Genomic DNA, 12,760 nt, shown 5'->3' on the forward strand with positions numbered 1-12,760 from the left:
GACGGACCTGAAGGGCCACGAGGGCGTGGTGTTCGCCCGCACCTTCGGGCACAGTGTGCTGCTCACCCTGCTGCTGGGCTTGCTCGTCTTCGCCCAACAACACTGGCTATCCTGGATGATCCCGGCGATCAAGATCGTCCATCCCTGACCCTCAGGGGCTCCCCCTGGGGGCCCCTCTGCAGTCCACACAAGGTGACATCATGGCAACCATGACCTGCATTGAAGATCTGCGCGTTCTCGCCAAGCGAAGGGTGCCGCGGATGTTTTACGACTATGCCGATTCAGGCTCCTGGACCGAGACGACCTATCGTTCCAATCAAGATGATTTCCAGCGCATCAAGCTCCGGCAGCGAGTGGCCGTCGATGTCGATCAGCGCTCGCTGCGATCGCGGATGATCGGGCAGGATGTCGCCATGCCGGTGGCGCTCGCGCCAACGGGCCTGACCGGGATGCAACATGCCGACGGCGAGATTCTGGCTGCGCGCGCGGCGGAGCAATGTGGCGTGCCCTTCACCCTCTCGACCATGAGCATCTGCTCCATCGAGGACGTCGCGGCACATACCAAGGCGCCATTCTGGTTCCAGCTCTACGTGATGCGCGACCGCGACTTCATCGAGCGTTTGATCGACCGCGCCAAGGCTGCCCGTTGCTCGGCCTTGATGCTCACCTTGGATTTGCAGATCCTGGGGCAACGCCACAAGGATTTGAAGAATGGCCTGTCGGCACCACCGAAACCGACCCTGGCCAATCTGCTCAATCTCGCGACAAAACCAAGATGGGGCTTGGGTATGCTGGGAACCCGCAGGCATGGCTTCGGCAACATCGTCGGGCACGTCAAGGGGGTCGAGAACATGGGGTCGCTGTCGGCCTGGACCAGCCAGCAATTTGACCCACGCCTGACATGGGAAGACGTGGCGTGGATCAAGAAGTGCTGGGGTGGCAAGCTGATTCTCAAGGGCGTCATGGACGCCGAGGATGCGCAGCGTGCCGCAGACTCGGGCGCTGATGCCCTCATTGTCTCCAACCACGGCGGACGCCAGCTTGATGGCGCGCCGAGCTCGATCTCGGCGCTGCCGGCCATCGTCGATGCCGTCGGTTCGCGCATCGAGGTTTGGATCGATGGCGGGATCCGCTCGGGCCAGGACGTGCTCAAGGCCGTCGCGCTGGGCGCAAAGGGTACCTTGATCGGTCGAGCCTTTCTGTACGGCCTGGGCGCTCAGGGCCAAGCTGGCGTCGAGCACTGCCTCAATATCATTCGGAATGAATTGGACATAACCATGGCATTTTGTGGGAAAACGGATATCCATCAGATCGATCGCGGCGTTTTACAGCACTCCCCTTGGTAATTGCCTGGCCATGGGTGGCTGCGTCTCGGCTTGAACGGCACCCTGGTCATCGAGACATGCGCCTCATGCAGATCGATGAAGACGGCGCTCACAGCAATCCGGAGCATGCATGATCCCCCTCCTCTTGACCGTCGCGACAGGCGGCTTCGAGTCCGCCCGTCACATGGCTCTGCTCCCTGACGGTGACCGTCGTCGCAATCTGCATGGCCATGGCTTTCGGGCTTCGGTGTTCGCGGAACTGCCAGACGGTTGGGCGCCTTTCCCCGGGGGCGAGGTGCCTGCCCTGCAGGGGCACATGCAGCAGGTTCTCGAACCGCTGAACTACGCACTCCTGAACCAGGTCATCGACCAGCCCACCGATGAGAATATTGCCCGCTGGGTTCGCAAGCGCCTGGCCTTGCCGGGCATCCATCGCCTCGCGGTCCAAAGCACGGCAAACCAGGGCGTAGACCTCGACCGCGACGGGATGGCGCAGGTATGGCGGCGGTACCACTTTCAAGCCGCCCACCGATTGCCGAACGTACCGATGGGGCACAAATGTGGCCGCATGCACGGCCATGGTTTCCAGGCCATCGTGCACGCGAACCAAACCCCGGGATCACGGCCTCTCGGCATCGACTATGACCAGCTCGACGAGGTTTGGGAGCCTTTGCACAACACCCTGAACCACACATGCCTCAATGACATGGATGGTTTGAGCAACCCCACCAGCGAGCTCATCTCATCGTGGCTGTGGGCGCGTCTCAAGCCGACGTTGCCTGAACTGTCCAGGATCGACGTGTTCGAGACAGCCTCGAGCGGCGCCAACTTTGACGGCCGTGACTACGGCATTTGGAAGGACTTCACACTCGATAGTGCGGTGCAACTTCAACGCGCACCTGCCGGGAGCCGCGAGAGCGCAATCCATGGCCACACCTTCAGGTTGCGGCTACACCTGTGTGCACCCATCGACACCGTGATGGGTTGGACCGTCGATTTCGGCGACGTGAAGACGATCTTCGAGCCCGTGTTCAGGCGCCTTGATCATCAGCCTCTGCATGAGATTGCCGAATTACGCGATGCCGATACGGCGAGCATCGCCGAGTGGATTTACAGAACGACCAAGGTGAGTTTGCCCCAACTGGTTCGCGTGGAACTCTTCGAAACCCAAGGATGCGGCTCGGTCGTCACCGAAAACCTCATGATTGCGGCTCTGCCGGTGTAGACGATGACCGACTCAGCTGGATCTGCGGCCTGGCGTCCGCGACGCCAGTGCAGTTGCAACGACCGCACGACAGGACAGTGGCCGAGACCAGCCTGTGGGGCTGCCGTCGCAGCAGATGCGGCCTGATAGCCCGATCGCTGGCAACATTTCGACAAATCTTTGGTGTTGCTACGCACCATGAGACCTGCCTTTGTTTGATGCGTGTCAAATTTGCTCGGAAATGGGGCTTGGAGAATACCCCCAGTGCCTTTCGCACACGCCTTGAAGAGGACTTCATCATGCGGATGTCCGCGCACGTTTGCACGCATACACCAGCTCGTTGCGGGCCCAGCCGTTGGCGCTGCAAGCCGCGATCTCTCGCCGTCACCGTGCTGTCGTTATTGGGCTCGATCCTGTTCAGCGCCCCGGCCCAAACCCTACAGATGCATTGCCAGGATGTGCAATGAACACGCGAACACCTGCCCGTCAAGAACTCCAAGGGCGCGGCATGCGCGACACGGAAGTGAAAAGCCTGAGTGCCAGCATCGGCGTCGTCAGCGAGTTGAGGTCCGTTCCTGACGCCACGATCCATCGTGTGAACCATATCGATTCCTGTGATCAATGCTTTCAAAGCCGATCCTGCCTGCAGGCTGCCTTGTTGCGTGACGGATCGATGGATCGTCGCGGTGTGCCAGGAGCCGCCATTCGACTCAGCAAGGGCCAGCGACTTTTTGCAACCGGTCGGACCTTGGATCGCGTCTATGCAATCCGTGCCGGGTCGTTCAAGTCGGTGCTGCGATGTGCTGACGGAAGGCAACAGGTTCTCGGATTTCACGTCTCTGGGGACATGATGGGCCTCGATGGCTTCGCCGCTCAGCTCTACCTTTGCGATGCCGTGGCCATGGAGGCCAGCGAAGCCTGCGAAATCGATGCGCGAGCCCTGGAGTCAGCAGCACGGGACCACTCCATCCTGCGACGACGGATCCAATCGCTGATTGCCCAGAGCATGATGCGTGCGCAGCAAAACCTTCTCGTTCTTGGCAGCATGCAGGGTGCAGAGCGTTTGGCGCATTTTTTATTGGACTTGTCGGAGCGCTACCAGGCGCTCGGACTTTCGTCTCGCGAATTTGCGCTGCGGATGACCCGCAAGGACATAGGCAGCTATCTGGGCTTGTATTCGGAGACCGTCAGCCGACTCTTCGCGCGGCTTGAGCGTGCCGGGCTGATCCAGATGACGAGACGGCACCGGGTTCAGATCAGCGATCGCGCCGGCCTCGCGGCCCTGCTGTCCTCCCCGTCGGGGCATTGATGTCTCGCCCCCATTGCGAGCGCAGCGGCTTGATGGGGTCCGACGCATGACCCAGCCGACGGCTGTTGTGCGGAGCGCCAAGCAAACGCACCATCACGCATGGACTCAAGTCCCGGCGGCCTCGTGCCGCACCACCTTCACACCTTGCCTGGAAACGCCATCCATGTCAGCGCAACTGATTCCCACACCGCTTCTGCCCACTCGAATTGCCGTTGACGATGACCTCAGCGAGCGTGTGTTCGTCCTGGCGGCTGAACTGTTCAGCGCCCTGGCGACGCCCATTCGGTTACGCATTTTGGGCGCCATCTGCGCACAAGGCAAAAGCGTGAATGCCATCGTCGAGGCGGTTGAGTCCACACAACCCAATGTCTCGCAGCATCTCAAAATGCTGTATCTGGCAGGGATCGTGGCAAAACGTCGCATCGGCAATCAGATGGTTTACCGCGTGCAAAGCGAGGAAGTCCTTCAGTTGTGCGATCTGGTTTGCGCCAGAATTGCCTCCGAGCTCGCTCCCCAGGAGCCATGGAGCGAGGGAAAGACAACGCACACCGCAAAACACCTCGGGGTCACACGCCCATTTTGACGAGCGCAGCGTTCCAGACGTCGATGCAATGGAATGGCAACGGCATGCCCGGCGTGTCAGTCGACAACCCATCAAGGCCCCGCCTCCCCAAGTTGGCCCGCCACTGCCTTGATGGCCTCAGGATCGACCACATCGATGCGGTGAACCTGGCCGCGGATCCATCCCTGTTTTCTGAATGTGGAGAAAACCCTGCTGACCGTCTCCACGCGCAAGCGCAAATAGTCGGCGATGTCAGCTCGCGGAATATTGGGAAGAATCCGATGGCCGGGGCTGTTGCACGTCGCATCGGCATGCATGACTTTCATCATGTAGTAGGCCACGCGGACTTGCGAGCCGGATTGAATGACGTGCGTCAATTGGTAGGTTGGCAGGAGCCGTGTCGCCAGCGCCGCGCTGACTCGACCGCAAAGCTCTTTTGAAGCCCGACTCTTGCCCTTGATATTGCAAGCCACGCTGCACACGGATGTCATCGACATGGATGCCTTGAACTCCCTGTGCAGGGGCTCAAATTCAATCAGCGATTCAAGCGCAAACAATTGCCCGGGGAAACATAAATCGATGATCGAACTTTGGTGCACGGCATCGTTCCAGACGGATTTGACCGCGCCCGACCTGACCGCATACAGATGACTCGGCTGAATCAGGATGGGCGCACCGGCACGGAACGTCTCCACCTGGATTCTTGTTTGCGCCTTGCCGCGCGCATCCCCGAACAAGCCGAGCAAACCACACCGGCTGCGACTCGGACAAAGCTGGCATGGAACGGCCTCGGCAGACAAACGAGGATCGACGCGTTGGGTGCTCATGGGAAAACCATCGCACTGCGTGTTCACGGAAACTCTAGTGTCCTGAGTTGGGGGTTCGTCGAACAAGTCGGCACATCAAGGAGATTCGCCGAAAACGCTGGCAGGCAAGGCGTGGCGCGCAGCCAGGTTGGATGCCTGGCGAGCACCGCAACGCAGCATGTCGGCGTTTCTCGGCCAATGTCATCAACGAAACCTAACTCAGAACAGTCGCAGTCGCTTGCCAGCGCATCAACGGATCAGCCGCTGGGCAACACACGTGTTGCCGTCTGATCCAGCTTGGGTGGGGTGGCGTGGGTGTGGAACGGCGCGGGTGATGGAACCTCCCATTCCAAGCCGTGCGCCCCTTCCCAGGGACGCTGCGGAGCCTTGGCACCATGCCCGCGCACGACAGGAAGCACCACGGCAAACAGGAAATAGACCTGCGCCAGTCCAAAAATCAGCGAGCCGATCGAAGACAACTGGTTGAAGTCGGTGAACTGCACCGGATAGTCGGCGTAGCGGCGCACCATGCCTCCGAGGCCGAGGAAGAACTGCGGGAAGAAGGTCAGGTTCGCGCCAATGAGCGAAAACCAGAAATGGATCTTCCCGGCACGCTCGTTGTACATCGTGCCCGTCCACTTCGGCGACCAATAGTAGAAGGCCATGAACAGCGCGAACAGCACGCTGATGGCCATCGTGTAGTGGAAATGGGAGACCACGTAATAGGTGTTGTGCACCTGGATGTCGATCGGCGCCAGAGCCAGCACCAGGCCGGTGAAGCCGCCGATGAGGAACAGGACGATGAAGCCAACGGCCCAGAGCATGGGCGTCTCGAAGGTCAATGAGCCGCGCCACATCGTGGCCACCCAGTTGAAGATCTTCACGCCCGTAGGCACGGCGATGAGCATGGTGGCGTACATGAAGAACAACTGGCCGGTGACGGGCATACCGGCCGTGAACATGTGGTGCGCCCAGACGATGAAGGACAGGATGGCGATGGCCGCGGTGGCATACACCATCGAGCCGTAGCCGAACAAGGGCTTGCGCGAGAACGTCGGCACAACCGTGCTCATGATGCCGAAGCACGGCAGGATCAGCACATAGACCTCGGGGTGACCAAAGAACCAAAGCAGGTGCTGGAAGAGCACCGGGTCTCCACCCCCGGCGGCGTTGAAGAAGCTGGTGCCGAAATGTCGGTCGGTCAGGGTCATGGTGACCGCACCGGCCAGCACCGGCATGATGGCGATGAGCAGGTAGGCGGTGATCAGCCAGGTCCAGGCGAACATGGGCATCTTCATCAGGCTCATGCCGGGAGCGCGCATGTTCAGGATGGTGACGATGATGTTGATCGACCCCATGATGGACGAGGCGCCGAGAATGTGGACCGCAAAGATCACCAGGTCCATGCCCATTCCCTGCTGAATGGTCAGGGGCGCATACAGCGTCCAGCCCACATCAGGGGCGCCGCCAGGAACGAAAAAGGCCACCACCCCGAGGAGTGCGGCAGGGATGAGCAGCCAAAAACTGAGGTTGTTCATGCGCGGGAAGGCCATGTCGGGCGCCCCGATCTGCAGCGGGATCATCCAATTGGCCAGCCCGGTGAGAGCTGGCATCACGGCAAGAAAAATCATGATGATGCCGTGCATGGTGGAAAACGCGAGATAAACCTGAGGATTGAGAAACTGGATCCCCGGCTCGAACAGCTCGGCGCGCATGCCTAGCGCCAGCACCCCCCCGACGAACAGCATCGTGAGGGCGAACACCAGGTACATCGTGCCGATGTCCTTGTGGTTGGTGGAGAACACCCAGCGCCGCCAGCCGTGCGGATGGTCATGATCGGCAGCGTGGGCCGGTGCATGTGCAGGATCGAGCACGGCGCTCATGGGGTACTCCTTTCAGGAAACGTGGTTGTATGCAATGGATTCACACGGCATGGTGGAAACGTGCCCTTGCTCGCCTGCTGGCGCCCAACAGGGCTCATGCGCTGTTTTCTGATTTTGTAGTGGCGTTTGCAGACCTGCCCTTCAGGGTTAGGCCGCATTCGGGTGATCCAGATCAAGGAGTTGCAAAATTCCCAGGATGCGTTGACACGCATCCATGGACGGTGAGCCATGGCGGCTGGGTCCGCAGCGCAAGCTTGAGGCAAAAACGCCACAGCTTCACCGTGGGCAGCATCGTTCGCGTCGGGGGAGCCACGTTTGAAGCCCGCTTCCATACGGGCTTTTCCATGGCTGCGGCCTGCATAATCAGCGCTTCGCCGACTCCGCCAGCCAAGCGCCCCCTGGGCCATGCCCACAGAACAAGAACTTTCCGCGTTTCTTCGCAGCGTCGACAAGCGTGCCTTCAAGCGCGCGCAGTTTGCCACGCAGAACCCTGACGCCGCCCTGGACGTGGTGCAGGACTCGATGATCCGCCTGGCCGACAAGTATGGCGACCACGATCCCGCTGAATGGCCGATGCTGTTCCAGCGTATCCTGACCAATGCCATACTCGACTGGCACCGGCGGCAGAAGGTGCGCTCGGCCTGGATGAGCAATCTGTCCGATTTCCAAGGCGCTGGCGACGGCGAAGAATTCGACTTGCTGGAAACTTTGGAGATTGAAGCCTGCTCAGAGCAACTCGAGGGAGCCGACCGTCAGCTCGAGCGGAGCCAAACTCTGGCCATTTTGGACGGCGAAATTCAAAAACTGCCGGACCGTCAACGGGAAGCTTTCCTGCTGCGTTATTGGGAGGGGTTGGATGTCGCTGAAACGGCGGCGGTCATGGGTTGTTCCGAGGGCAGCGTCAAAACGCACTGTTCCAGGGCCACACATACCTTGGCCAAGGCACTCAAAGCGCAAGGTTTCGATCATGGACACACATAACAAAAAACTGAGTTTGACGGCGGCGGAGGCGCGTTTCGGCTATCAGGTCGCGGCGCGTCTGACAGAAGGCAACGAGCAACTGCCTGCGGACATCGCAGAACGACTCAAAGGCATACGCCATATGGTGGCTGATCAGCACCGCCTGCAGCGAGCGCGGCATGCCCATGTCATGGTGTCGGCCCACAATGCCACGGCAACCCTGGGCGGGCCGGGAGAATCTTCATCCTGGCGCCTGCGGCTGGGCCTGTTGCTGGCGATTCCCACCTTGCTGTTCGGCCTGTATGCGCTGCAGCACTACCAGCAGGAGCGTTTCGTTCGCAAAATTGCCGATATCGATACGGCTTTGCTGCTCGATAACCTGCCGCCGCAGGCCTACGTTGATCCGGGCTTCACCAGCTATCTGCGGCAGAACGACGGATGAGCGGGCTGTTGATGCGCCGCCGTCTATGGGCTGGATTACTCGCCCGGCGCCTCATGGCCATCCGACGCTTGCTCCTGTTGGGCCTGGCACTGCTGCTGGCGAGTGGCTGCTGGCTTGCTGCACAGGCGGCAAACACGGCCACAACCGGGCAGCCGACCTGGCAACAACTCACGCCCATGCAACAGGCTGCTCTGGGGCCATTGCAGGCCGAGTGGCCGCATTTCGATGCTGATCGCAAACGCAAATGGCTGAATATTGCTGCGCGCTATTCGGCCATGAGCCCCGAGCAGCGCACCACGCTGCACCAGCGCATGGTCGAGTGGGTGCACATGAGCCCCCAGCAGCGCCGGCAAGCCCGCGAAAACTTCCTCGCCACGGGCAAGGCGCCGCTGGACAGCCGCAAACAGGCCTGGGAGCGCTACAAGAAGCTGCCCGAAGCTGAAAAACGCGCATTGGCCCGGGAAGCCAAACGCCCTCCGCACACGCCCGGCCATGTCGGACGCTACGAAGCCGAGCAGCGCCTCAAGAAGACCAAAACCGTGAGCCGAACGGTGGGCAATCCTCCCCGTCCCGCCAGCACGCCAGCGGCCGTTTCAGTGGCGCCGCCGACGCCTGCCCCCACGACGGCATCCAAGCCCATGGCGCCTCAACCACCGCCGCCCAGCCCCAAGCCCTGAGTACGGATCGGGACTCGCATCGGGTTGGAGTGCGGTTCAAGCGCCGAAGTCGATGCAAGTCCGGCGCCACCCGATCTCCACCTGAACACACGCACAGCCTCCCGCATGCCACCCAAGCCCTTGCAAGCGCCCTCGCTGTATCGCCGGCTTGCTGCGCTGCTGTATGAATCCATCGTGCTGTTCGGCGTGGCCTGGCTTGCCGCACTGCTCTACGGTCTGGCGGTGGGCCAGCGCAGCGGCGTGATGGACAGGCAAGGCTTGCAGGCGGTGGTCTTCTTGACACTGGCGATTTACTTCATCGGCTTCTGGCTCGGCCCCGGGCAGACTGTGGCGATGCGCGCCTGGCGTTTGCGCGTGGTGGATGCGAACGGCCGTCCGCTGCGTCTTGCCCGTGCCGGCTTGCGTTTCGTTTTGGGCTGGCTGTGGGTGTTGCCTCCACTGGCCTTGGCTTGGTTGACCGGGCTGGACCATGTGGCCGGGCTGGGCATGCTGTTCGGATGGATGGTCTTGTGGGCGCTGGCAAGCTACTTGCGGGCTGACCGCCAGTTCTGGCATGACGCCTGGGCCGGCACGAGACTGATCGACATTCCGCGCTGAGTGGGCTTTCATATTTCGCGCGTCCACCACGATGCGCGCAAGACTTCTGTTTCGCGACTGTGTTTGCCCCGCGTGATGGATGACATGTCGCCCTTGTCATCCGCCTGTCACAAGACCTGGCTGCAATACGGGCATGCAGCCCAGCCACTTCAGTCCGACACCCACCGACGCGCACCGCTTCACACAGGCCTTGGCTGTTGGCGCTGCGCCTGACGGCACCGAAGACGCACAGGCCACTTACCAGTTCCGCACGCTCTGGCTGTCCGACATTCACCTCGGCACGCGCGACTGCAAGGCCGAAGCTCTGCTCGACCTGTTGCGCCACTGCCATGCCGGCACCATCTATCTGGTGGGCGACATCATCGACGGCTGGCAGTTGCGCAAGGGCTGGTATTGGCCGCAGGCGCACAACGACGTGGCGCAGAAGATGCTGCGCAAGGCCCGCAAGGGCTGCCGCGTGGTGTTCATCCCCGGCAATCACGATGAGTTCGCACGCGACTTTCACGGCCTGCACTTCGGCGGCATCGAGGTGCTGTCCGACGCGGTGCATGTGACCGCCGGCGGCGCGCGGCTCTGGATCGTGCATGGCGACTGGTTCGATGGCGTGGTGATGCACGCCAAGTGGCTCGCCCATCTCGGCGACGCGCTCTACATCTTCACCCTCAAGCTCAACCGCTGGCTCAACCAGGCGCGCCACCGCCTGGGGTTTTCATATTGGTCGCTGTCCCAATACCTCAAGGGCAAGGTCAAAAACGCCGTGAACTATATCTCCAGCTTCGAGCAGTTGCTGGCCGAAGAGGCCGCTCGGCGGCAATGCGAGGGGGTGGTGTGCGGCCACATCCACCGCGCCGAATTGCGCAAGATCGAGGGCAGCATCTACGCCAACTGCGGCGACTGGGTCGAAAGCCTCACCGCCCTGGTCGAACTGCAGGACGGCACCCTGCAATTGCTGATGTGGAAGCCCTCCGCCTCGACACCTGTCGTCCTGGCCGAGTTATCGCCGGGCACCGCAAGCACCGGGCAGACCGAAGCCCCAACCCAAACCCAAGCGAGCCACGTTCCATGCGCATCCTGATCGTGAGCGACGCCTGGAGTCCCCAGGTCAATGGGGTGGTTCGTACCTTGAAGACCACCATCGAGCATTCGCGCGCCCAGGGCGAGGTGATCGAAGTCATCGAGCCGGGCCAGTTCCGCACGCTCCCCTGCCCGAGCTACCCCGAAATCCGCTTGAGCTGGCGGCCCAAAACATTGGTGATGCAGCGCATCGCCGCCTTCAGCCCGGACGTGGTGCACATCGCCACCGAAGGGCCGCTGGGCCTGGCCGCGAGGCGCGCCGCGCTGCAACTTCACATTCCCTTGACCACGGCCTACCACACCCGCTTTCCCGAGTATGTCAAAGCCCGCTTCGGCATTCCCTTGGCCTGGACCTACGCCTACCTGCGCTGGTTTCACAACGCCGCACGCATCACCCTGGTGCCGACCCAGGTGGTGCGCAGCGACCTCACCGCGCGGGGCCTGACCCGTCTGGCGCTGTGGTCGCGCGGGGTGGACGGGCGCATGTTCTTCCCACGCCATGGTCAACGGTTGGACGGCGTTCCGCCCATCTTCCTCTACGTCGGCCGGGTCGCAGTGGAGAAGAACATCGACGCCTTCCTCAATCTCGACCTTCCCGGCACCAAATGGGTCGTCGGCGAAGGCCCCGAACTCCACCGCATCCAGCGCGAACATCCCGGCGTGCGCTTTCTCGGCGTGCTCACGCAAGACCGTCTCGCCGAGGTGTATTCCGGCGCCGACGTGTTCGTCTTCCCCAGCCGCACCGACACCTTCGGCCTGGTGCTGATCGAGGCCCTGGCCTGCGGCTGTCCGGTGGCGGCCTACCCCGTCACCGGCCCGGTGGACGTGATCGGCGATGCTCCCGCCGGCGTGCTGGACGAAGACCTGCGCACCGCCTGCCTCGCCGCCTTGCGCATTCCGCGGCAAAACGCCGTGGCCCATGCCCGCCAGTTCACCTGGCAACGCGCCACCAGCCAGTTCCTGCAGCACCTGCGCGAAGCCGCCGAGCAGCCACCCCGACACCCCGCAGAGGCCAGCTAGGCTTGGGCACCGCTTCAGCTCCTGTCCAACTTCTGCCAAGCCAGCGTACGCACCTTGTCCCCCCATCCCTACAAAAACAGGACGGGCCTGGCCCGCATCGTGCATGCCTTGCACAATTCGGCCAGTGGCCTGCGCACCGCATGGCGCACCGAATCGGCCTTCCGCCAGGAAGGCATGCTCACCCTCGTCATGCTGCCACTGGCTTTCTGGCTCGGCCACGGCGGCATCGAACGTGCGTTGCTGGCAGGAACTGTGCTGTTGATTCCCGTGGTGGAGTTGCTCAATACGGCCGTGGAATACACCGTGGACCGGGTTTCGCTGGAGCGCCACGAACTGAGCAAGACCGCCAAGGACATGGGCAGTGCGGCGGTGTTGCTAACCTTGCTGCTCACATTTATTGTGTGGTGCACAATCCTAATAAGTCATTTTTAATCAAAAACTTATAGATATTGACCATAATATCTAAATGGTCTTTTTTAGGGCTTTTTGAGGGAGCGATTCCCCCACAATTCCCCCACGCACGACGCCATGTGACGCTGCACGACGTCGCGCTTCCCCCAGATATCCCCCATCGGACGCCGCCATGCCACACATGAACGTCGATCAGTCCGTCACCGACAACACAACAACATCCATCGACCAAGGCCCTACACCCTACACTTATCCACAATCGGCCGTCATGAAAACGGCCTTCCTTCCCTGGTCAACATTGCATCGGCAGGGATGGTCAAAATTGAATCGGCGCGAACACGGATCGAGGGGGAAGAGCTTGACCCCTTGCGCAAGCTCACCGTGGCCGCGCTGCAGGCCGAGATCGATCATCGTCGGCAACGCGTGATCTACCGGGGCCTGGATGGACGGGAGAAGTTCACCGACATCGGGCCGCGCCTTGTGATGCACG

The 12,760-nt window shown here is 61.6% G+C and carries 13 protein-coding genes; 11 read left to right on the forward strand and 2 right to left on the reverse strand.

Annotated elements, in window-relative coordinates:
- Positions 1-200: 200 nt before the first annotated feature.
- From ACYCUK_RS20425 to ACYCUK_RS20440, 4 genes are all read left to right on the forward strand, one after another.
- Positions 201-1,346 (forward strand): alpha-hydroxy acid oxidase, encoded by a 1,146-nt coding sequence (locus ACYCUK_RS20425; protein ID WP_461596483.1) that lies wholly within the window; start codon positions 201-203, stop codon positions 1,344-1,346.
- A gap of 163 nt (positions 1,347-1,509) precedes the next feature.
- On the forward strand, positions 1,510-2,550 hold the full coding sequence (locus ACYCUK_RS20430) for a 6-pyruvoyl trahydropterin synthase family protein (protein ID WP_461596495.1): 1,041 nt from the start codon (positions 1,510-1,512) through the stop codon (positions 2,548-2,550).
- A gap of 487 nt (positions 2,551-3,037) precedes the next feature.
- Positions 3,038-3,838 carry a helix-turn-helix domain-containing protein gene (locus ACYCUK_RS20435; RefSeq protein WP_461596484.1) on the forward strand — a complete coding sequence of 267 codons (801 nt, stop codon included), beginning with the start codon at positions 3,038-3,040 and terminating at the stop codon, positions 3,836-3,838.
- A 163-nt stretch (positions 3,839-4,001) separates the two neighbouring features.
- The gene (locus tag ACYCUK_RS20440; protein WP_461596485.1) at positions 4,002-4,421 is read left to right on the forward strand and encodes an ArsR/SmtB family transcription factor; all 420 of its coding nucleotides are present in this window, start codon (positions 4,002-4,004) and stop codon (positions 4,419-4,421) included.
- A 71-nt stretch (positions 4,422-4,492) separates the two neighbouring features.
- Here ACYCUK_RS20440 and ACYCUK_RS20445 read toward each other — a convergent pair whose 3' ends face one another.
- Both ACYCUK_RS20445 and ctaD read right to left on the reverse strand, forming a co-directional pair.
- Complete coding sequence (locus ACYCUK_RS20445) at positions 4,493-5,227, reverse strand: Crp/Fnr family transcriptional regulator (protein ID WP_461596486.1); 735 nt, start codon at positions 5,225-5,227, stop codon at positions 4,493-4,495.
- A 236-nt stretch (positions 5,228-5,463) separates the two neighbouring features.
- Positions 5,464-7,089 (reverse strand): cytochrome c oxidase subunit I, encoded by a 1,626-nt coding sequence (gene ctaD / locus ACYCUK_RS20450; protein WP_461596487.1) that lies wholly within the window; start codon positions 7,087-7,089, stop codon positions 5,464-5,466.
- Positions 7,090-7,494: 405 nt separating this feature from the next.
- Here ctaD and ACYCUK_RS20455 point away from each other — a divergent pair, with 405 nt between their 5' ends.
- The 7 genes from ACYCUK_RS20455 to ACYCUK_RS20485 all read left to right on the forward strand — a co-directional run bounded on the left by ACYCUK_RS20455 (position 7,495) and on the right by ACYCUK_RS20485 (position 12,291).
- Positions 7,495-8,070 (forward strand): RNA polymerase sigma factor, encoded by a 576-nt coding sequence (locus ACYCUK_RS20455; RefSeq protein ID WP_461596488.1) that lies wholly within the window; start codon positions 7,495-7,497, stop codon positions 8,068-8,070.
- Positions 8,057-8,491, forward strand: coding sequence for a DUF3619 family protein (locus tag ACYCUK_RS20460; protein ID WP_461596489.1), 435 nt, complete (start codon positions 8,057-8,059; stop codon positions 8,489-8,491). The genes ACYCUK_RS20455 and ACYCUK_RS20460 overlap by 14 nt, the downstream gene beginning before the upstream one ends.
- A gap of 53 nt (positions 8,492-8,544) precedes the next feature.
- The gene (locus tag ACYCUK_RS20465) at positions 8,545-9,168 is read left to right on the forward strand and encodes a DUF3106 domain-containing protein (RefSeq protein WP_461596490.1); all 624 of its coding nucleotides are present in this window, start codon (positions 8,545-8,547) and stop codon (positions 9,166-9,168) included.
- Between the two features lie 105 nt (positions 9,169-9,273).
- Complete coding sequence (locus tag ACYCUK_RS20470) at positions 9,274-9,765, forward strand: RDD family protein (protein ID WP_461596491.1); 492 nt, start codon at positions 9,274-9,276, stop codon at positions 9,763-9,765.
- A gap of 133 nt (positions 9,766-9,898) precedes the next feature.
- Positions 9,899-10,840: a UDP-2,3-diacylglucosamine diphosphatase gene (locus tag ACYCUK_RS20475; RefSeq protein WP_461596492.1), complete on the forward strand. Its 942-nt coding sequence runs from the start codon at positions 9,899-9,901 to the stop codon at positions 10,838-10,840.
- On the forward strand, positions 10,828-11,859 hold the full coding sequence (locus ACYCUK_RS20480; protein ID WP_461596493.1) for a glycosyltransferase family 4 protein: 1,032 nt from the start codon (positions 10,828-10,830) through the stop codon (positions 11,857-11,859). The genes ACYCUK_RS20475 and ACYCUK_RS20480 overlap by 13 nt, the downstream gene beginning before the upstream one ends.
- A 54-nt stretch (positions 11,860-11,913) precedes the next feature.
- Positions 11,914-12,291 (forward strand): diacylglycerol kinase, encoded by a 378-nt coding sequence (locus ACYCUK_RS20485; protein WP_461596494.1) that lies wholly within the window; start codon positions 11,914-11,916, stop codon positions 12,289-12,291.
- Positions 12,292-12,760 lie beyond the last annotated feature (469 nt).

Source organism: Thiomonas sp. (assembly GCF_054608695.1).